The sequence below is a fragment of the Paraburkholderia sp. BR10936 genome (genome assembly GCF_040965735.1).
GTDB classification, from domain to species: Bacteria; Pseudomonadota; Gammaproteobacteria; order Burkholderiales; family Burkholderiaceae; genus Paraburkholderia; species Paraburkholderia nodosa_A.
In genome coordinates, this window is sequence record NZ_JBFRCM010000003.1 from 391,086 (window position 1) to 411,665 (window position 20,580).

General features: G+C 64.0%; 20 protein-coding genes. 17 read left to right on the forward strand and 3 right to left on the reverse strand.

The window, feature by feature from the left end:
* Positions 1-11: 11 nt before the first annotated feature.
* From AB4Y36_RS08310 to ggt, 8 genes are all read left to right on the forward strand, one after another.
* The gene (locus AB4Y36_RS08310; protein ID WP_368682718.1) at positions 12-920 is read left to right on the forward strand and encodes a hypothetical protein; all 909 of its coding nucleotides are present in this window, start codon (positions 12-14) and stop codon (positions 918-920) included.
* A 1,827-nt stretch (positions 921-2,747) separates the two neighbouring features.
* The gene (locus tag AB4Y36_RS08315; protein WP_266230456.1) at positions 2,748-3,101 is read left to right on the forward strand and encodes a helix-turn-helix domain-containing protein; all 354 of its coding nucleotides are present in this window, start codon (positions 2,748-2,750) and stop codon (positions 3,099-3,101) included.
* A gap of 94 nt (positions 3,102-3,195) precedes the next feature.
* The gene (locus tag AB4Y36_RS08320) at positions 3,196-3,420 is read left to right on the forward strand and encodes a SymE family type I addiction module toxin (RefSeq protein WP_081771492.1); all 225 of its coding nucleotides are present in this window, start codon (positions 3,196-3,198) and stop codon (positions 3,418-3,420) included.
* A gap of 52 nt (positions 3,421-3,472) precedes the next feature.
* Positions 3,473-4,300: a GntR family transcriptional regulator gene (locus tag AB4Y36_RS08325; protein ID WP_368682719.1), complete on the forward strand. Its 828-nt coding sequence runs from the start codon at positions 3,473-3,475 to the stop codon at positions 4,298-4,300.
* A gap of 57 nt (positions 4,301-4,357) precedes the next feature.
* On the forward strand, positions 4,358-5,176 hold the full coding sequence (locus AB4Y36_RS08330; RefSeq protein ID WP_368618062.1) for an ABC transporter substrate-binding protein: 819 nt from the start codon (positions 4,358-4,360) through the stop codon (positions 5,174-5,176).
* A gap of 15 nt (positions 5,177-5,191) precedes the next feature.
* Positions 5,192-5,959: an amino acid ABC transporter permease gene (locus AB4Y36_RS08335; RefSeq protein WP_368682720.1), complete on the forward strand. Its 768-nt coding sequence runs from the start codon at positions 5,192-5,194 to the stop codon at positions 5,957-5,959.
* A gap of 1 nt (position 5,960) precedes the next feature.
* Positions 5,961-6,761 (forward strand): amino acid ABC transporter ATP-binding protein, encoded by an 801-nt coding sequence (locus AB4Y36_RS08340; protein ID WP_133185447.1) that lies wholly within the window; start codon positions 5,961-5,963, stop codon positions 6,759-6,761.
* A gap of 69 nt (positions 6,762-6,830) precedes the next feature.
* Positions 6,831-8,423, forward strand: a complete 1,593-nt coding sequence (gene ggt, locus AB4Y36_RS08345; RefSeq protein ID WP_368682721.1) for a gamma-glutamyltransferase — start codon at positions 6,831-6,833, stop codon at positions 8,421-8,423.
* 45 nt (positions 8,424-8,468) lie between these two features.
* Here the strand turns inward: ggt and AB4Y36_RS08350 are convergent, their stop codons facing one another.
* Positions 8,469-8,915, reverse strand: a complete 447-nt coding sequence (locus tag AB4Y36_RS08350) for an SRPBCC family protein (RefSeq protein ID WP_069265180.1) — start codon at positions 8,913-8,915, stop codon at positions 8,469-8,471.
* A gap of 160 nt (positions 8,916-9,075) precedes the next feature.
* Here AB4Y36_RS08350 and AB4Y36_RS08355 point away from each other — a divergent pair, with 160 nt between their 5' ends.
* Positions 9,076-9,369 carry a hypothetical protein gene (locus AB4Y36_RS08355; protein WP_368682722.1) on the forward strand — a complete coding sequence of 98 codons (294 nt, stop codon included), beginning with the start codon at positions 9,076-9,078 and terminating at the stop codon, positions 9,367-9,369.
* Between the two features lie 276 nt (positions 9,370-9,645).
* Here AB4Y36_RS08355 and AB4Y36_RS08360 read toward each other — a convergent pair whose 3' ends face one another.
* Positions 9,646-9,954 (reverse strand): DUF4148 domain-containing protein, encoded by a 309-nt coding sequence (locus tag AB4Y36_RS08360; protein ID WP_368682723.1) that lies wholly within the window; start codon positions 9,952-9,954, stop codon positions 9,646-9,648.
* Positions 9,955-10,227: 273 nt separating this feature from the next.
* Here AB4Y36_RS08360 and AB4Y36_RS08365 point away from each other — a divergent pair, with 273 nt between their 5' ends.
* The 6 genes from AB4Y36_RS08365 (at position 10,228) to AB4Y36_RS08390 (ending at position 16,286) form a co-directional block, all read left to right on the forward strand.
* Positions 10,228-10,482 (forward strand): DUF2282 domain-containing protein, encoded by a 255-nt coding sequence (locus tag AB4Y36_RS08365; RefSeq protein WP_368682724.1) that lies wholly within the window; start codon positions 10,228-10,230, stop codon positions 10,480-10,482.
* Positions 10,483-10,522: 40 nt separating this feature from the next.
* Positions 10,523-11,371, forward strand: coding sequence for a DUF692 family multinuclear iron-containing protein (locus AB4Y36_RS08370; RefSeq protein ID WP_069265176.1), 849 nt, complete (start codon positions 10,523-10,525; stop codon positions 11,369-11,371).
* Positions 11,368-12,147, forward strand: coding sequence for a putative DNA-binding domain-containing protein (locus tag AB4Y36_RS08375; RefSeq protein ID WP_368682725.1), 780 nt, complete (start codon positions 11,368-11,370; stop codon positions 12,145-12,147). The genes AB4Y36_RS08370 and AB4Y36_RS08375 overlap by 4 nt, the downstream gene beginning before the upstream one ends.
* 222 nt (positions 12,148-12,369) lie before the next feature.
* Positions 12,370-13,884, forward strand: a complete 1,515-nt coding sequence (locus AB4Y36_RS08380; protein ID WP_368682726.1) for a diguanylate cyclase — start codon at positions 12,370-12,372, stop codon at positions 13,882-13,884.
* Between the two features lie 90 nt (positions 13,885-13,974).
* The gene (locus AB4Y36_RS08385; RefSeq protein WP_368682727.1) at positions 13,975-14,610 is read left to right on the forward strand and encodes a DUF2239 family protein; all 636 of its coding nucleotides are present in this window, start codon (positions 13,975-13,977) and stop codon (positions 14,608-14,610) included.
* Between the two features lie 371 nt (positions 14,611-14,981).
* Positions 14,982-16,286: a solute carrier family 23 protein gene (locus AB4Y36_RS08390; RefSeq protein ID WP_368682728.1), complete on the forward strand. Its 1,305-nt coding sequence runs from the start codon at positions 14,982-14,984 to the stop codon at positions 16,284-16,286.
* 80 nt (positions 16,287-16,366) lie between these two features.
* Here the strand turns inward: AB4Y36_RS08390 and AB4Y36_RS08395 are convergent, their stop codons facing one another.
* Positions 16,367-18,034 carry a Na+/H+ antiporter gene (locus tag AB4Y36_RS08395; protein WP_368682729.1) on the reverse strand — a complete coding sequence of 556 codons (1,668 nt, stop codon included), beginning with the start codon at positions 18,032-18,034 and terminating at the stop codon, positions 16,367-16,369.
* Between the two features lie 526 nt (positions 18,035-18,560).
* Here AB4Y36_RS08395 and AB4Y36_RS08400 point away from each other — a divergent pair.
* Both AB4Y36_RS08400 and AB4Y36_RS08405 read left to right on the forward strand, forming a co-directional pair.
* Positions 18,561-19,826: an EAL domain-containing protein gene (locus AB4Y36_RS08400; protein WP_368606325.1), complete on the forward strand. Its 1,266-nt coding sequence runs from the start codon at positions 18,561-18,563 to the stop codon at positions 19,824-19,826.
* 48 nt (positions 19,827-19,874) lie between these two features.
* Complete coding sequence (locus tag AB4Y36_RS08405; protein ID WP_368682730.1) at positions 19,875-20,576, forward strand: copper homeostasis protein CutC; 702 nt, start codon at positions 19,875-19,877, stop codon at positions 20,574-20,576.
* Positions 20,577-20,580: the final 4 nt, after the last annotated feature.

The following is a 20,580-nucleotide window of genomic DNA, read 5'->3' on the forward strand; positions in this document are numbered from 1 at the left end:
CACATCAAGCGATGATAGAAGCCACGACAATTGAAATAATGCCAGATAGCGATCGGTTCGTGCTGCATTTTGAAACGCCGAAACAGTCAATCAACGCGTACGCCCTGGCATCTACGCTCGTAGCACTTGCTGATGCGGTTCGGGAGGCGAACAGCATCATCAATCCGGGCTATGACGTTGAGGTCGTTGTAGATACCCTGGAGCCGGGGAGCTTTCGTGCGATTGTGCGTACGGTTCTGCGAGAGGCGCACAATCTATTTTCGGCTGAGAACGCTCGCAACATCGTGCTTAGCATCCTTGCAGCTTTCCTTTATGACAAGCTCTTTGTGTCTACTCAACCTCTCCAGGTCAGTGTGACGCCCGATTTAGTTACGGTGAAAAACGGTTCGCAAACCGTCGTTATCCCCAGAGAGATCTACGACGCAACGAAAGAGGTTGAACGCTCGAACAAGTTTCGTCAGTCCGTGAGTCGACTGTTGCAAGGAGCAACGCAGGACCCGAGCGTGGAAGGCTTGGGATTCGGCCCGGTTAAAAGCTCTTCAAGGCCCGATCTCTATATCTCGCGAGAGCAGTTCTCGTTAGTGCAACCTGATGCGGAGCAGCAGGAGGGTGACACTCGCCAGATAGTCGAAGAAGCCACGCTTCAAATCTCACGCGCAATCTTAGAGCGTGGAACCAGGAAGTGGGAGTTTTACTGGCGCGGAATAAAGGTGTCTGCACCAATTCTCGACGAGCGCTTCTACGCGGAATTCTTTGCGCATCGCGTTACCATCGCGCCGGGGGATGCTTTGGACGTGAAGCTGCGGGTTACACAGCAGGTCGACCCCCATACAGGTATCTACGTCAACAAGGACTACGAAGTCGTTGAGGTGCTTCGATATATTCCGCGCATGACGCAGGTCGAGGGGTTTCGCGGGTGATCGAAGAAAGCATGAATACGCTAACAATCGTCAGGGAGTCGATCGCGACCAACACGCGCCAGATTGGTCGCTGCCTCGCCCAGCAACGATCGAATGGTCGATTCCATCTTTACATGTACACAGATCCGGCTGCCAGACCACGAAATGCGGATCGGCCTGCCCGAGTGTACGATTTTGAAAAGTACCTACTCGAAAATCGTACTCACGAGTTTTTCGGCCGCTAGCCTTGCGCGGCAGACTGCGTACGACCGACCTTGTCCGTCGCGAGGGCAGCCATAGGCGCGACCGGCAGCAAGCCGTTGGGGACGACTTTGGGGGCAACATGGCTAGCAGTTTTCGACAAATCCTTGATGAGCCTAGGCTCGCAAGCCAAGTTCGATCCTCCTCCGCCCCAGTGAATATCTTCCCCTTCGCGTGACAGTTTGATCAGGCCATGAAGCGCGTGGCTGGCACGCGCCGGTTCGCATTGCAGTCGAGTAGTCGAGTGGCATCCGCTCTCCCTCGTGCGTGGACAGCATCGGCGCGCTTGGGGGACCACCTCTTTCGAAGACATTCCGCAACGCCCGATGGCATGGCGAAACCCGTCGTGCAACGCGACGCAATTGACGAGTGTCGAACCGCACGCAGCATCCGATGTCCTCCGAATCATAGATACCGTGTAGTCCTCCTTTTCGGACGTATCCGATTTCATGTCCACATTAGCGGCCTGACTATCACTGACGTCGCAAGGTACAGAGGGTCGTGTGAATTCGTTCATGCGCTTTACCCTCGGTGTATCTTTCGCATGGTATGCAGACTTGGGAAAGGCTAAGCAAATTCTTTTTTGGGAAATCCAGTGAAGCGTGTCGCCCCATCGATCGCTTACCTGACTGTTGGACTTTTATTGTCATGGCAGTCAGCGTTGTGGTTCAGTAAATTGTCGCGGCAACTATCACCGCCACTATGTAGTACCAGTTGGCACAAGTGTTGGGATATCGAGCACTGCAAAGTGTCGGCGTGGGGCTACATAGTTATTGCCGCATTCGTTGTTGGGCCTGGCTTGCTGTGGGCTGTCGTTGGATTCAAAGAGGCTAATGCCGTTGCGTCCTCACGCGTCACCTCGATAGCCCTGCTCGCCACTTTCACGGTCCTTTATTACTTTGGTTTTTACGCCGCAGTGTGGCCTTAACAGTGGCACAGTTCGTCAGTTGATCATGGCTTGGAGGCAAAAGATATCTTCTTTTGGGAGGGCAATTGACAAGGTGTCTCGTTAGCCTTGTGGGGTTCGTCTCTGGATTCACCCTAACGTGGGTGTGTCTGCACGTTCTGAAGTATTTCCATTGGACTATGCACCCGAATGCTGTGGCTAGCGGTTGCCACGAACTCGGAAAATGCGCTGTCCCTTGGTGGATCTTGCCCTTTCTCATTACCTATCTACTGGGACCAGCGATTTCTCTTGCCATTCTAAATGCAGTAGCGTGGAAGAGATGGCCCGTACGCAAATGGACAGGTGGGATCTGCATTGTGATGGTGATGTCGATCACACTGTACGCGTTGGATTTCTTCGCATAACCGCATCGCTGGTTTTGACCACTGGGCTTCAGGGAACCTGCCACGTAGAGGGCGAGCCGTGCAGTGACGGGAACCATACTCACAGTGTGCTTTCATTCAAGAGCGCATCTTCGGTTCGGTGCACATCATCGATCTGTCTTGAGTCAAATAAACATAAGAAGTAAATTTAGATAAGCAAAATCCAGTACTTCGTACTCCGATTCTCTATAGAATGACCTAACCAATCATCCTTGTATATTCGGATTTGGCTAGCACGCTTTTCCGCGAGGCCCAAACATGAAAGATGAACAATTCTTCCGCGAGCTTGGGGAGCGCATCGTCAGCGCGCGCAAATCGCACGGCCTGACTCAGCAGCAATTGGGCGAAGCACTCGGTATCGCCCAACAGACGCTTGCTCACTATGAAGGCGGGCGCTCACGCGTTCCGGCGTCCATGTTGCCCATGATAGCGGAGCTGTTGATGCTCACTGTCGATGAGTTGTTGGGCAAGCCGCTCGGCATGCCGGTTGCAGGCTACAGATCAATGTCCCGCCTACAACGTCAGATCGCCGCAATCGAACAACTCCCCAAGCCCAAACAGCAGTTCGTCTCACAAATGTTGGACACCGTGCTCGCACAGGCACGGAAGTAGTAGCAGTCTCAATGCAGTAAACGAAGCGCGGGCCATGAGTGTTACCAGCACTCACGGCCCGCTAACCAAAACCAACTCAACTGAGGAGTTGACCATGGCTGACGCCAATCTTAATGCATCGCACGCACATCCCGAGCGCCGCGTAACCATCCAGCAGTCCTGGCGGTACCGCAGGTCCAGTTCACGGGCAAGAAATGACCCGCCGCTTTACCCCTGGCTCAAGCTTTCTGGCCGATGGCTCGAAGTCGCAGGCTTTGAACCAGGCCAGCGCGTCCGAATCACGGTAGAAGACAAAAGGCTTGTGATCACCCCAGACTAGCCCACCCGTCAGACCAAAGCCCCACAAAGAAGGCCACGAACCCACAAGGTTCGTGGCCTTCACGCCTTCTGCAGCCATCACCAAATCTTTTTTGAAAGACTGGATCCACAAATCCACTTGGAGTAATCTGCCCCAACGACTCAGCAACCGCAATGGCATCCTCCCGCACCGCACAAAACGGATCAAGCGCACAAAAATGCCTGCCACCAACGTCCGCAACACCGCCGGTCTGGCCTTAACCGCCGAGGAGGAGGCCTACCGCTTCCTGCTGGAAGCGATCATCGAAGGCCGCTACGCTGCAGGCCAGCGCATCGTCGCCGAAACGGTTGCCGAAGAGCTCTCAATGAGCCGCATGCCAGTGCGAGCGGCGTTAAAAAGACTGCACACGGAAGGCCTGATCATCCAGCGCCCCAACCGAGGCGCAATCGTCCGCGGTCTGACCGTGGAGGAGGTCCAGGACATCTTCGACATGCGCATCGCGCTCGAATGCCTGGCCATGCGCGTCGCCGCCCCCCGCTGCACTGAAGCGCATCTCACGAAGCTCCAACGCCTGCTGGAAGACATGGACGCCTGCGTAGGCGACACGGACACCTGGGTCCAACGCCACTGCGCGTTCCACGAATACCTGTGCGAAATCAGCGGCCGCACGCGCCTCTACCAGCAAATTCACTCGCTCTACACGCTGATCGAAGGCCCCATGCGCTTGTGGATCGAGCAAGCCACCTTCAGACGCAAACGCGCGCGCGACGCCCACCAGATCCTCATCGACGCGCTGCGCACCCGCGACCCCGCGCAAGCCGAGCAAGCGCTGCGCGAGCACCTCGAATCAACCGTTCCCCAGATCATCAAGTTCCTCGAATCGCCCGCGTCACGAGCGTAACGCGTCGGCGTCCTAACTGTCGTCGTACCTCACGCAGCTCACACCAGGAGCCTCTCGATGTCAGCAAAACAGTTCAAGCGTCTTCGTCTCGCCGCCTGCGCAGGCTTTGCGCTCCTCGCGCAGGTTGCTGGAACTTCCGCGGCGCAGGCCGCCGATCTGGGTCTCGTGAAAGGCGGCACGCTCACCTACTGTTCGAGCATGGACGCGCCGCCGCTCGCATCCTACGACGAGAACCAACAGCCGCGTGGCTTCTCCGTCGACGTCGCGCATGACGTCGCGAAGCAGCTCGGCAATCTCAAGGTCGAGTGGAAGGTCATGTCCTTCAGCGGGCAGATTCCGGCGCTGCAGGCGAAGCAATGCGATCTCGTGATCGGCCAGCTCTTCGACAAGCCCGAGCGTCGCCAGATCATCGACATCGTCGACTACATGTATTCGAGCCAGTCGATCATGGTGCCGCGCGGCAACCCGCATCACGTGCGCTCGCTCGGCGATCTTTCTGGCATGAAGGTCGCGGTGCTCAACGGCACCACCATCAGCACGCTGCTCGACAAGGAAAACGAGAAGCTGAAGGCTGCGGGCAAGCCGCCCATGAACATCGTCGTCTATAGTTCGGATGCCGATGCATTTCAGGCCTTCCGCCTGAATCAGGTCGATGCCTACGGCACCACGTCGGAAAGCGCGGCGCACTTCCAGCAGGTCTCGGGCGACATGTTCGAGGAGGCGGTGCCCGGTTTCAATCGCATCGCGACCGGCATTGGCGCGCGCAAGGGCGAACCGCTTTCGCCGGCCGTGGCGAAGGCCGTGGCCGATCTCGTGAAGAGCGATCGCTACGGCAAGATGCTCGCCACCTGGAAGCTCGAAAACGATCGCCTGTGAGCGCGGGGTGACGCCATGAATTTCAGTTGGGAAATCTTCCGGAAATTCCTGCTGGACCCAAGCCCGGCGTATCTGCACGGATTGTGGCTCACGTTCTCGATCAGCGCCTGCGCGATCGCGTTCGGCGCCACGCTCGGTCTGATCGTCGCGCTCATGCGGCTTTCGTCGAGTCTGCCCGTGCAGTATCTCGCGCGCGGCTATATCTGGGTCATGCGCGGCACGCCGTTGCTCATGCAGATCGTGTTCCTCTACACCGCGTTTGCCGCGGCGAACATCTTTCACTTTCACGATCTCGACTTCGGCATCATCTCGCTGCCCGGCAATATTCAGGCAGCCGTGCTTGCGCTCGGCATGAATTCGGCGGCCTATCAGGCGGAGATCATTCGCGCGGGTCTGAGTTCGGTGGATCGTGGGCAGTATGAAGCGTCGCGCTCGCTTGGCATGTCTTCCGTGCTGCTCATGCGCCGCGTCGTGCTGCCGCAAGCGTTCCGCGTGATCGTGCCGCCGCTCGGCAACGAGTTCAACGTCATGCTCAAGAACACCACGCTCGTGAGCGTGATCGGCGTGCCGGAACTGCTGCTCAGCACGCAGATGATCACCTCGGTGAACTTCCGCGTGTTCGAGCTATATCTCGTGCTCGGCATTTACTTCCTCGCGCTCACCACGCTTTGGGGTTTCGTGCAGCGGCGGCTCGAAGCCCACTTCGGCCGCGCCGAGGCGAAGCCGGCTGCGAATACGCGTCTGTTCGGCGCGCAAACGATGAAACTGCTGCGGGGGCGTTGACATGAACGAAGCACGCGAAATCGTCATCGAGGCGTCGGACATTCACAAGTCGTTCGGCTCGACCAAGGTGCTCAACGGCATTTCGTTGAGCGTCGCGAAGGGGGAAGTGGTGGTGCTGATCGGCTCGTCGGGGTCGGGCAAGACCACGTTCATCCGCTGCCTCAATCTGCTCGAGTCGTACGACAGCGGGCGGGTGCGCGTGAACGGCCATCTGCTCGGCTTTGTCGAGCGCCCGAACGGCACGCTGGTGCGCGATTCGGCGCGCCAGCTCGCACGGCAGCGCCGCGATATCGGCATGGTGTTCCAGCGCTTCAATCTGTTTCCGCACATGACGGCGCTGGAGAACGTGATCGAGGCGCCTATCCATGTGCTGAAGATGCCGCGCGAAGAGGCGATCAAGCAGGCAAAGGCGCTGATCGCCCGCGTGGGTCTTGCCGATCGCGCCGACCACTATCCGTCGCAGCTTTCCGGCGGCCAGCAGCAACGCATCGCCATCGCCCGCGCACTTGCGATGCAGCCGAAGGTGCTGCTTTTCGACGAGCCCACCAGCGCGCTCGATCCGGAAACCGTCGGCGAAGTGCTGCAGGTAATGAAGGAGCTGGCGGAGGACGGCATGACGATGGTCGTCGTCACGCACGAAATGGGCTTTGCTCGCGAGGTGGCCGATCGCGTGGTCGTGCTCGACCAGGGCGAGTTGATCGAAGAGGGGCCGCCCGAGCGCATTTTCACCGCGCCTTCGCATCCGCGTACGCAGACGTTCTTGAAGCGCACGTTGCGAACTGCCATGCCTGCATCTGCGTAGGCATGAGCCGCAATGCTGTGTCACGTGAAATAACACATCATCAGGATACCAAAAGAGGAGAACGCTTCGATGCGTAACTTCGAAACGCCGGGCCGCTCGCTCGTCATGGCTCGCAACGGCATGGCTGCGACTTCGCACCCGAGCGCGACGCTCGCCGCCGTCCAGATTCTCGCCGCCGGCGGCAACGCCATGGATGCCGCGATTGCCGCGTGCGCGGTGCAGTGCGTGGTCGAACCCGGCTCGACGGGCATAGGCGGCGACTGTTTCGCGCTCTATTCGCGCGGCGGCACGGATGACGTGATCGCCTACGACGGCTCCGGCTGGGCCCCCGCGGCCGCGAGCGCCGAGCGTCTGCGCGCCATGGGCGTGGAAACCATCGCGCGTCATTCGACGCACGCGGTCACGGTGCCGGGCGCGGTGGATGCATGGACCACGCTCCATCGCGATCACGGCCATTTGCCGCTGCGCGACGTATTGGCTCCGGCCATCCGTTTCGCTGAAGAAGGCTACGCCGTCGCGCCGCGCACCGCGCACGACTGGGCGGCAGAAGTGGAAACGCTCTCGCGCGACGCCGTAGCGCGCACCACCATGCTCGTGGATGGCGCTGCGCCGCGAGCCGGCTCGACGCACCGTCAACCGCGCCTCGCGAACACGCTGCGCGCCATCGCCGAATCGGGCCGCGACGCGTTCTACCGCGGCGCCATCGCGGCCGATCTCGTCGCGCAGCTTCAGGCGCACGGCGGCTTGCACACGCTGGACGATTTCGCCGAATTCCGCGGCGAATACGTCACGCCGATCCGCGCGAAATTCCGCGGCTACGACGTGATCGAATGTCCGCCGGCAGGGCAGGGCATCATTGCGCTGCTTTTGCTGCGCCTGCTCGACAAATACGACGCCGAAGGCAGCCCGCTCGACGCCGACCGTCTGCATCGCGAGATCGAGGCGGCGAAGCTCGCCTACGCCGTACGCGACGCCGTGCTGGGCGACCCGCGCCATGGCGGCGTCGATGTCGATCGCCTGCTATCCGACGACTATGTGGACAGCCTGCGCAGCCGCATCGACCTCGAAAGCGTTCTGGACCCGGCCGCCGCGCTCAGCCGGGTCGAGCACCGCGACACGGTCTACATCACCGTCGTCGATCGCGACCGCAACTGCGTGAGCTTCATCAATTCGTTGTTCTATCCATTCGGCAGCGGGCTGATGGGCAAGGAATCCGGCGTGATGCTGCACAACCGCGGCATGAGTTTCTCGGTCGCGCCAGGACACCCCAACGCGATTGCGCCGCACAAGCGTCCGATGCACACCATCATTCCCGGGATGGTCGCGCGTGACGGCCGCGTGCAGATGAGTTTCGGCGTGATGGGCGGCCACTATCAGGCCATGGGCCATGCGCACTTCCTCTCGAAGGTGCTGCATTACGGCCTCGACATGCAGGCGGCGATGGATCTGCCGCGTGTCTTTCCGCGCCCTGGCACGGGCACCGTGGAAATCGAATCGACCCTGCCCGCCAACGCGCGCGCGGTGCTCGCGGATCGCGGCTTCAAGCTCGTGCCCGCTGCCGGGCCGATTGGCGGTTCGCAGGCGATCCGCATCGACTGGGAGCGGGGCGTGTTGACCGGCGCGTCCGATCATCGCAAGGACGGCTGCGCGCTCGGGTATTGAGGCAGCACACGGTCGGAAAGAAGGGGCGCGAGCGCCCCTTTTTCTTTACTGCTGGATTTCGGCCTCGACGAGCTTTGCGAGCAACGCCAGCGACTCCTGCCAGCCCAGATAACACGCCTCGACCGGAATGATCTCCGGTATGCCTTCCTGCACGACGGTCATTTCCGCGCCGAAGAACACGGCGCGCAGCTCCACGGTCGTCTGCATGGTGCCGGACAGGTGCTGATCCTCGAACACACCGGTGTATCGCAAACGCTCGTTCGGCACGAGCTCGAGATATTCGCCGCCGAACGAATGACCGTGGCCGGCCGTGAAATTCTTGAACGACATCCGGTAGCGGCCGCCGACTTTCGCGTCGAGTTCATGAACCGTGCAGGTGAAGCCGTTGGGCGGCAGCCATTTCACGACTGCGCTCGCATCGAGAAAGGCGCGATAGATGCGCTCGGGCGGCGCGCGCAGCACACGATGCAGGCGGACGGTGTTCGATGCCATGTCTAAGCTCCCAGGGTGGTGGATCGCCCTGCAATAGTAGGCCACCCGCCCGGGACCCATCGCCTAAACTTCCCAATACCGAATCAATACCGAACACCTGGCCGCATACCCATCGGCCAGATAGCCCGCAGCCGCTAACCCGCGGCACCCGGAGGTCACCATGAGCGCTCAACCGCTTGCGATGCATCAGGTCGACTACGAAGGCTTCGAGATTCACGTCAGCGCCACGCCAGCCGAGGAAGGCGCGAACCGCTACACCTACACGGCCTACGTTTGCCATCCCGGCGCGAATCCCGCGAAGCCGGGCCATACGGTCACGTATCACGCGAATGGCGACGAAACCTGGCGCAGCGAGCAGGATGCCATCGAAGAGGCGGTGCACGTCGGCCGCAGCATCATCGACGGCACGCACCCCGATCTTTCCGTGCTCTCGCTCGTGACCCACGGCTTCTAGGGCCCCGCGAGTGAGCCGCCTTCGCGCGCGGCCCGCGCTAATAAAGCGGGCCGCATGCGTCGCGAAAGAGAAGGAGGAAAAAGGCCCGGACCGCAGTCCGGGCAAAGCCACCGGATTTCCGGCGGCGGAGGTTTTCGTGGGCGTGCCGCTTATTTCTGCCGCGCGCATTGCACGCGCGGCGCAGAAATGAACGGCGGGCCCGCTGTCTCCTAATCGGGAGAGCGGGCCCGCCAGGCGTTGCTCGCGTAGTGCGCCGGCACTACGTGTGAGCCGCGATTACTGGCCGAAGTAGGTCGGCTTGATGTTCGGTGCGCGGGTGCCGGTTTGGGCGCTGCCGTTCGTCGACGCGCCGTAGGCCGTGGCTTCTGCAGCGCCGTTCTGCTGGGCGACGCGCGCCTCGGCAGCCTGCAGGTCTTCCGGATAGTACGGGCTCGACAGATTCGGGCGGTAGCCGGCCTTTTCCAGTTGAACCAGTTCGGCGCGAACTTGAGCGCGCGTCACGGGCGCTTGCTCGGCTTGTGCGAACGACAGGGCCGGAGCGGCGAGGACGGTAGCGGCGAGTGCAGCAGCAATCAGTTTCTTCATGGTAACAACCTCCGAAAATTATGTTGTCGATCCGTAACAATCGTGCTGTTCGAACCGTTGATGACACTTTATTGCCGCGCACTTCAAAGAAAAATACCGCAGTCCAGCAAACATCATTACCGAGATTGCAATAATTCCGCCGATCAGCGGCGCTTCGACCGGGCTGGTCGCGCTCGGGTGAGGCAAAATAGGGCACCCGGGGCCGCGCGTTGCGACGGCTGCGCAGCCGATCGCTTGCTGCGAAACCCATTTCGAAGTTCAAGGAGAAACGCGATGAAGAACTCTCTCGGCCGCCAGGCGCTGATCGCCGCCGCGCTCGCGGGTCTGGCGACGGCCGGCGCGGGCGTGGCCCACGCGGACGACACCGTGAATTGCTACGGCGTCGCCAAGGCCGGCCAGAACGATTGCTCGAGCAAGACCGGTGTGCACGACTGCGCGGGCCAGGCCAAGGTCGACCATGACAAGGGCGACTTCAAGACCATGCCGAAGGGCACGTGCGAGAAGCTTGGCGGCACGGCCGAAAAATGAGCCTCGCGGCTGAGGCGGCGCGCAAGGCGGGACGCGCGAGATGAGCGCGCCAGGCGCACTCAGTGGCGTGGGCATTGGCCTGCGTCACGCGCACTACGAGGCCTTCATGGCCGGGCCTCCTGCGGTCGACTGGATCGAAGTCCACAGCGAGAACTACTTCGGCGAAGGCGGCTACGACCTGCACGTGCTCGAAACGGTGCGCCGCGATTTGCCGGTGAGCCTGCACGGCGTGGGGCTGGGGCTCGGCTCTGCCGCGCCGCTCGATACGGCGCATCTCGCGAGGCTCGCGCGGCTCGTGGAGCGCATCGACCCCGCTGTGGTTTCCGAGCATTTATGCTGGGGCGCGAGCGCGCAAGGCGCGCTGCACGATCTGCTGCCGATGCCGCTCACGCAAGCCTCGCTCGATCACATGAGCGCGCGCGTCTCGCAGATGCAGGACGCGCTGCGCCGGACCGTGTTGATCGAAAATGTTTCGACCTACGTACGATTTCGCGGCGATACCTGGAGCGAGGCGGAATTCCTCGCGACGCTCGCGCAGCGCACGGGCTGTGGCGTGCTGCTCGACGTGAACAATCTGTACGTGAATCAATGCAACCACGGTGAAAATGCACTGGCGGCCATGGCCGCACTGCCGCCGCAGATCGTCGGCGAAATCCATCTGGCAGGGCATCGCGCGACGCCCGCCGCCGTGATCGACGATCACGGTTCGCGCGTCGCGCCGGCGGTCTGGGCGCTGTACGAGGCCGCGCTCGAACGCTTTGGCGCGACGCCCACGCTCATCGAGTGGGACACGGCGGTGCCGGCGCTCGAGGTGCTGCTCGACGAGGCGCGTCTCGCGCGCGAACGCTGCGCGAAACATGCGCGTCAAGCATCGGAGCTGCGCTCATGACCGTGCACAACGCGCTGGAAGCGACGCAACAAGCTTTCGCCGCCGCACTGGACGATCCCGCCGCCGATGCGGCGCTCGCCCACGAACTGCTTCCCGCCGATGCCGCGCTGCTGCACGAGCGCATGGGCCTGTATCGCGGCAATGGGCGGGCGGCGCGGCGGCTTGCGCTTGCGAACGCGTATCCGGTGCTCGCGGCCCTGTCTGGCGAGGCCTGGTTCGATGCACTCGCGCTGGCCTACGCGCGCGCGCATCCTTCTCGCGATGCCGATCTGAACCGCTTCGGCGCGCGACTGCCCGAATTCGTCGAGCGCTACGAGACCGACATACGTTATGCGTATTTCGGCGATGTCGCGCGGCTCGAATGGGCGCTGCACGCCGCCAGTTACGCAGCGAACGCCACGCCACTTAACGCGCAGCAATGGCAAGCGCTCGGCGCGGAGCGTCTGGCGCAGGCGCGTCTCGCGGTGCATCCCGCCTGCGCCGCGCTCGCGTTACGCTTCGATGCCGTGGCGATCTGGCGGGCGCACCAGCCGGGCGGCGTCTGGCCCGAGCGTGTGGACATGCCGTCGTGGACGCTCGTGGTCCGGCCGCAATGGCGGCCCGCGCCGCTCGTGCACACGCATGCCGCCCACGCGGCCTTTGTGGCGCTGCGTGATGGCGCCACGCTCGACGATGCGCTTGCGCAAGCCTTCGACATCGACCCGGCTTTCGACTTCGGCGGCCAGTGGCGAGCATGGATCGAGGCGCGCGCAATCGTCGGCGTGCACGACGACTGACCCTGCAGCATGACAAGCGCAAACGGACTCACACGATAAAGCAGAGGAATCCAAACTAACCAAACGCACGGCACTCGAAGCGCACTTTATTCAGGAGAATGGGGCGCTCGACCGGACTTGCCCGCATAGCCACGACTCACATGGCATGCGAGGATGAATGCATACGCACAGCAAGCGCCCGGCAACCGGCGCCGCTGCAAGGCCAGCCCCCGAAGGCCCGAGATGATGATCCGCCGACCGAACGCCGTGCTTGCCATCGGCATCGCGCTGGCCGCAGTGCTGACGCTGATCGCCGCGTGGGTCATGGCGCAGATGCGGCACGACGCGCTCGCGAGCGCCCGCGCTTCCGCCTCCAATATGGCGCTGCTTTTCGAGCGCGACACGGCGCGCAATTTCGACGTCTACAACCTTTCGCTGCAGGCCGTCATCGACGCCATCGACGATCCCCGTCTCGCCGCGCTGCCCCCCGACATTCGCCAGAATGTGCTGTTCGACCGCTCGGCCACGGCGAAGAATCTCGGCGCGATCTTCGTGACCAACGCAGTGGGCGACGTGGTGTTCGATTCGCGCGCGGTGCCGCCGCGCGCGCTCAATGTGGCCGACCGCGACTACTTCATCGCGCAGCGCGACTCGCCGCACGTGGGCCTCTTTCTGAGCCACCCGTTCATTCCACGCGACGGACCGGCCAACGCGACCATCGGATTGAGCCGCCGTCTCTCGAACCCCGACGGCTCGTTCGCGGGCGTCGTGGTCGGCACGATGCGGCTCGATTATTTCCGGCAATTGTTCAGCGGCGTGGACATCGGCACGAACGGCGCGCTGGCGCTCACGCTCGCCGATGGCACGCTGCTCATGCGCCGCCCGTACGTTCCCGATCTGATCGGCAAGAGCGTTGCGGAATCCGCGCTCTTCCAGCGGTTCCAGCGATCCCAGGCTAGCGGTTTCTTCTCGCTCGGTCCGGTCGACCGCGTGCGGCGCTGGTTCGCGCTGCGGCGCGTGGAGGGTTACCCACTCGTGTTCAGCGTCGCGGTCGCGGCGGACGACATCTATCGCGAATGGCGCGTGCGCGCCTGGATCATCGGCACGCTCACGGCGGTGCTCGACGTCTCGCTGATCGCGCTCGCGTTGATGTTCACGCGCCAGTTGCGCCAGCGCGGCGCAGTGGAGGCGGAGTTGCGCGCGCAGGCGGGCACGGACGCGCTCACGTCGCTCGCGAACCGGCGCGCCTTCGAAACCCGCGCGGACCACGAATGGGCGCGCGCACGCCGCTCGGGCAGCCCGCTCGCGCTCGTGCTGCTCGATGTGGACCGCTTCAAGCTCTACAACGACCGCTACGGTCACCTCGCGGGCGACGACGCGCTCGCGGCCGTCGCCCACGCGATCGGCGCACACGCACGCCGCGCGGCGGACTGTGCGGCGCGCTACGGCGGCGAAGAATTCGTGCTGGTGCTGCCCGACACGGGCGAGGCCCAGGCGCTCGCCCTGGCCGAGAAGGTGCGCGCCGCGATCGAGGCGCTGGCGCTGCCGCATGCCGACAGCCCGAACGGTGTGCTCACGGTGAGCGTGGGCGTGGCCTGCACGACGCAAAGCGCGTTTGCCGACTGGCGCGCGCTGACCGATGCCGCCGACGCGGCGCTTTATACCGCCAAGCGCTCGGGCCGCAACCGCGTGGCGGCATGGCTGCCCGCCACGACCGACGACGCGCGCGGCGCGGATCTAAGAGGCCGCTCCGGCTGACCGTCATCAAATTTTACCCGGATGATATTGCGCCACCCAATTTACCCGGGTAATATTCGCCCATCATTGGATACCAGGAAGGAGAACACCATGGTGGTGGCGAACGGCTGTACGGCTTTTGCGGGCACGCGCCTGATCGCGCGCGGCGCACCGCTTCAGGTGGCGCTGGCGGTCAAGGCGGAACTCGAACGCGAAGTGAACGAAAACGGAAACGAAAACGGCGCAACGATGCTGGTCTTCGACGACCGCGACGCGCGTCCGCTCGAATTCGATCTGCGCGGCACGGATAAGGACATCGAGGCGCGCATCGTCGCACAGGCCAGTCGCGAGGAAGGCGCAACCGCGCCGGACGTCATCGACGAAGCCGCCCCGGACGACGCCCCGCGCGGCCGCGGCCGCCCGAAGCTCGGCGTGGTGGCGCGCGAGGTGACGCTGTTGCCGCGCCACTGGGACTGGCTCGGCGCGCAGCCCGGCGGGGCATCGGTGGTGTTGCGCCGGCTCGTGGATGCCGCGCGCCATGCGAGCGAGGCACGCGAACGCGTGCGCGCGGCCCAGGAAACCGCGCATCGCTTCATGACTGCACTGGCCGGCGATATGCCGAATTACGAGGAGGCGTTGCGCGCGCTGTACGCGGGCGAGCGTAGCCGCTTCGAAGCGGCGAATGCGCCCTGGCCGGAAGACGTGCGCGATTACGCGCGGGAACTCGCGGAATCCGCATTCGCCTGAACGCGCGAAGGGCTCCGATCGTGTGGGCAAAAAAAGCCGCTCCAGCGGGGAACTGGAGCGGGGAAGTCGGAGAGTTTGCTGCTTGCCAACACTGCATGAACTCTCGTGAGGGTCACGCAGCAAGGACAGTCTAGATCCGGCAACCCACCCCTAATATAGGATGAGTCTGAAACTCCATTCGGTGCTGACTTCACGGCTCGGGTCGACGGCCGCCGGGAGTGTTTCGGATGCCCGACATCCGGCTTGCCACGCCGATTGCGGCTCCGTACACTCCCGCCTGACCTGCATCAAGGGCGGCCGTTGCTTCGATGCGTGCGCGCCAACAATCAAAACCACAACCAGACCGCAAATCACGCCGACAAGAGGAACCCATGTCCGACTCCTATTTCCCCCGCTGGCGCGCGCAGACGGGTGACGCCCGCAGCGTCGTGGCTCCCGACGAGCGCCTGCCCTGGCCGCAGATGTTCGCCATGGGCGTGCAGCACGTCGTCGCGATGTTCGGCTCGACCGTGCTTGCGCCGCTGCTCATGGGCTTCGATCCGAACCTGTGCATTTTCATGTCGGGTGTCGGCACACTGCTGTTCTTCGTGGTGGTGGGCGGGCGCGTGCCGAGCTATCTCGGTTCGAGCTTCGCGTTCATCGGTCTCGTAATCGCTGTCACGGGCTACGGCGGGCAGGGACCCAATCCCAATATTCCGGTCGCGCTCGGCGGCATCATCGCGTGCGGGGTGGCTTATACGCTGATCGGCCTGCTCGTCTCGGCCGTCGGCACCAAATGGATCGAAACGCTCATGCCGCCGGTGGTGACCGGTGCGATCGTCTGCGTGATCGGGCTGAATCTCGCGCCCATCGCAGTGAAGGGCGTGAGCGGTTCGATCTTCGACTCGTGGATGGCGATCGTCACCGTGCTCTGCGTGGGCGGCGTGGCCGTGTTCACGCGCGGCATGCTGCAGCGTCTGCTGATTCTCGTCGGCCTGTTGATCGCCTATGTGATCTACGCGATCGTCACGAACGGCATGGGCCTGGGCAAGCCGATCGACTTCTCGATTGTCGCGAACGCCGCCTGGTTCGGTATGCCGAAGTTCACCGCGCCGGTGTTCGACCCGCACGCCATGACGCTGCTCGTGCCGATCGCCGTGATTCTGGTGGCGGAGAACCTCGGCCACATCAAGGCGGTTTCCGCGATGACGGGCTACAACCTCGACCGCTATGTGGGCCGCGCGTTCATTGGCGACGGCCTAGCCACGATCGTCTCGGGATTCGCGGGCGGCACGGGTGTCACGACCTACGCGGAAAACATCGGCGTGATGGCCGTGACGAAAATCTACTCGACGCTCGTGTTCGTGATCGCTGCGCTCATCGCGCTCGTGCTCGGCTTCTCGCCGAAGTTCGGCGCCGTCATTCAGACGATTCCCGGCCCGGTGCTGGGCGGCGTCTCGATCGTCGTGTTCGGTCTGATCGCCGTGACGGGCGCGCGTATCTGGGTCGTCAACAAGGTGGACTTCTCGGACAACCGCAATCTCATCGTCGCCGCGGTCACGCTCGTGCTCGGCGCGGGCGACTTCTCGCTCAAGCTCGGCGGCTTCGGGCTGGGCGGCATCGGCACCGCCACGTTCGGCGCGATCATTCTCTACGCGCTGCTGCGTCGCAAGCCGGCGCAGGAAGCGGCGGTTTAAGCCTCACCGTGACATGCGGCGCCGGTCCTCGGCGCCGCGTTTTCCCGTCTCCCGATTCCCACGCATCTGCGCCTACGTGCTCAGTTGCGATTGCGCCCGCGCGTCGTCATCGCCGTCTCCGAAAGATCGACTTCGCGCATCAGCTTCGCGAGCGTCTCGTCGTTGATCTGCATCTGGTTGCGCAGCCTGAGCAGCGTCGCGCGTTCGGCGCGCATGCCGGCGAGGCGCATTTCCATTTCCAGCGCGTCCGAGCGGCGCGCGTTCGCGCTGCGGTCGCGGTCGGCGTCGAGCGAGGCGAGGCGGCGGCGATAGGCGTCCATTACGCGCGCGGTCGTGTCGGCGGCGTAGGCGGCCTGCGATTCGTCGAGATCCTCGCTGACCTTTTCGTGCACCGCATCCACGGCGCGGATGGCCGCCTGCGCCGCCTGGATGCGCGCCGCGCGCTCCTCGGCCGCGTGCGGTCCCTGCGCGCCGCGCCGCACGCCGCGCAGCAGGAGCGGCAGGCCGACGATCGCCACCAGCAGCGAGGCGAGGATCACGCCCGTCGCGATGAAAATGGCGCTGTCGCGCCCGGGCAGCGGGCTGCCGTTGGCGAGCGCCACGGGCAGCGAGAGCACGCCCGCGAGCGTCACCGCGCCGCGCACGCCCGCGACCGTGGTGATCGCCACGGTGCGCAGGCCCGGCACCGCGTTCGCCACGCCGTGACGCGCGGCGCCCCGGCTCGCCACCCAGCGCAGCAGCCACACCCAGCCGAAGCGCATGGCGTAGAGCGCCGCAAGCACGGCGGCGATGTAGCCGATGAGGCGCAGCATCTGCACGTTGCTCGTGTGGTGCGCGTCGAGCAGCGCCTTGCCGAGAATGCCCGGGAACTGCAGGCCGAGCAGCGTGAACACCATGCCGTTGAAGACGAACTCGATCATCGACCAGGTGCTCGTGGCGCGCACGCGTGTCGACACCGGTCCTTTGTGCGCGACGCTCGTGAAGTTCATCGTCATCCCGGCGGAAACGGCTGCGAGCACACCGGACACTTCGAGGTGCTCGGCGAACAGATACGCCGCGAACGGAATCAGCAAGGTGAGCACGACGCCGGGCGCGGGGTCGCCCTCTTCGGTCGTGTTGAGAAAGCGCGCCGACACGAAGCTGAAGAGCCAGCCGATCGCCGCCCCAAGCGCCAGACCGCCCGCCGCGATCACGACGAAGCTGAGCGCCGCCGCGCGCAGCGAAAAGTAGCCGGTGAGCGCGGCCGCCACGGCGAACTTGAGCGCGACGAGGCCCGAGGCGTCGTTCATCAGCGCTTCGCCTTCGAGGATGTGCATGAGCTGCGCGGGAATGCGGTCCTTGCCGGCGATGCCCGCGAGCGCGACGGCGTCGGTGGGCGAAAGCACGGCGGCGAGCGCGAACGCCACGGGCAGCGAGATCTGCGGCACGAGCCAGTGCACGAAATAGCCCACGGCGACGACCGTCAGCAGCACGAGCCCGAGCGCGAGCATGAGGATCGCGCGGCGCTGCAAGAAGAACTCGCGTTTGGGCATGCGCCAGCCGTCCGCGAACAGCAGCGGCGGAATGAACAGCGCCATGAAGATGTCGGGATCGAACGTGACGTGCGGATTCACGAGCGGAAACGTGAGCAACGCGCCGATACCGATCTGCACGAGCGGCAGCGGAAGCTTGAGTGGCACGGTGCGCGCGAGGATGCCGGACACGGCAACGGCGAGCAGCAGAATGAGAACGGTGAAGAGAATGTCCATCGAAAAACGTAGCGGGGGCCAAACGGGACCCAACGAGGCCAAACGAGGCCAAACGGGACCAAGGGGAAGCGTTGAAGAGGGGACGGACGCCTCTTTTCAAGCGCGATGCGGCACGGCGTTCTGGCGCGCATTAGAGGAGGGCGCGCCGGTCGAGGGACAGTGTAGCCTGACGCGTCTGTAAGCTGCCGCGAAGCGCGCAGGGCGAACGCGTGGCAAGCCCGATATGTGCCGAAAATGCGGCAATTTGTCCGCCCTGTGTGCGCCACCACCGAAGCAAAGGCGCGTGGAAAGGCGCACGATATCGGTGCGCCGTGCGAGGTCTCGCGCGGTGCACGGCGTGCCCCTTCGCGGCGCACGCGATGGGCGCGAACGCATTTCGCGATGCGTGCCAGATCGCAGTGCGAGCGAGCACGGACCTTGCTTAACCCCTCCTGTGGCGCAACGAAAATCAGGCTATGGAGGACGAGCGCGGGCCGTGCAGAGGCTGTGCGGACTGCAGCGTCCTTCCTACGCGCTAGAGGATGGCATGATCACAGAGCAACAGGACAAAACAGCCGTGACCCCTCACGGCTTCGATCTCAGCGTCACTTCGGGGCTGCAGCGCTACAGCGCACACCATGGCGACCTCACGCTCACGAGCGTGTTCCAGCCGGTGTTCAGCCTCTCGCACATGCGTGCGGTGGGCTACGAAGGGCTACTGCGCGCGCACGATCCGCTCGACCGCCCGGTTTCGCCGCTCGACGTGTTCGGCGACGCCGCGCGCGTGGGCGAAGCGCTGCTGGTGGACCGGCTCGCCCAGGGGCTGCATCTGGAGAACTTCGCGCTGCTCGGCGCGGAGCGCGAATGGCTCTTTCTCAACGTGCATCCGGGCACGCTGATCGAGCCGTATCACTCGGCGGCGCTGCTCGCGAACCTGCGGCGGCTGAACATCGCGCCGCGGCGCGTCGTGCTCGAGGTGCTGGAAGACGACGCGACCGATCTCGACGCCCTCGCGCAGGCCGTGGCGACGTTTCGCGAGCGCGGCTTTCTCGTGGCGCTCGACGACTTCGGCGCGGGCAACGTCGATATCGGCCGCGTGTGGCAGCTCAATCCCGACATCGTGAAGCTCGACCGCATCATGCTCATGCACGCGCAGCATCGCGCCGACATGGCCGCGACGCTGCCCGCGCTCGTGGCGCTGTTGCACGACGCGGGCAAGCTCGTGCTGATCGAAGGCGTGGAGACGGAACACGAGGCGCAGCTCGCGCTCGCGTGCAACGCGGATTTCGTGCAGGGCTTCTTCTTCGCGCGGCCCGCGCCCGGACTCGCCGACGCCGCCCAGGCGCAAGCCGTGATCGCCGAGGCGACCGAGCGTTTTCGTCAGCAGACCGAAACGCGCGAGCGCGGCGAGACGAATCGCCTCGTGCCTTATCTGCGTGCGTTCGAGCGCGCGGCCGAACGGCTTTCGGCCGGCGAATCGATGGAGGAGGTGTGCTGGAACTTCCTCGCGCTCGATCATGCGGCGCGCTGCTATCTGCTCGATTCGAACGGCCGGCAGGCGGGCCGCAACGTGGTGCTGCGCGTCGACCGCGCGGAGCGCGATGCGCGCTTTTTGCCGCTCGAGGACGCACAAGGCGCGAGCTGGCTGCGCAGGCCGTACTTCCGCACGGCGCTCGTCACGCCGGGGCGCGTGCACGTGACCGGACCGTATCTGTCGATCAACGAGGCGCTGCCGTGCCTGACGCTGTCGATGGCGGTGCAGGTGGGCGAGCGCCTGTGCGTGCTGTGCGGCGACATCGACTGGTTCGAGTAGGCGTGCATCTGCGATCATGTCGTGTTTCTCACGACATGGCGCGCAAACATGCCACATGAACGGGTACTGCTGGAGGTCATCGCGACCACCGTCGCCGATGCGCAAGCCGCCGAGCGCGGCGGCGCGGATCGTCTCGAACTCGTCACCGCAATGGGCGAGGGCGGCCTCACGCCGAGCATCGGCATGATCGAAGCCGTGGTCGCGGCGGTGGCGATTCCCGTGAACGTGATCGTGCGGCCGCACAGCCGCGCGTTTATTTACGATTCGAACGATTACACGGTGATGCTGCGCGACGTGCGCGCCGCGAAGCTCGCGGGCGCGCATGCGGTCGTGATCGGCATGCTCACGCCTTCGCATGAAGTCGATCGCGAAGGACTGCAGCGCGCGATCGACGCCGCCGACGGCATGTCGCTCACGTTTCATCGCGCGTTCGACGAAGCGCGCGATCTGCAGGAGGCGTTCGACGTGCTGCTCGGTTTCGACGCCGTGACGAACGTCCTCACCTCGGGCGGCAAGCCTTCGGTGCTTGACGCGCAGGCGCAGATCGCAACGCTCGTGCAGCGCGCGGCGCACACGCATTGCACGGTGCTGGCGGGCGCAGGACTCACGCTCGACCGCGTGGCGCAATTCGTAAGTTCGACGCGGGTACGCGCGGTTCACTTCGGCTCGGGCGTGCGCATCGACGGCAAGGGACTCGCTCCCGTCGACGAAAACAAGGTGCGGCGCGCGCGGAACCTGCTCGACGCCTGACCCA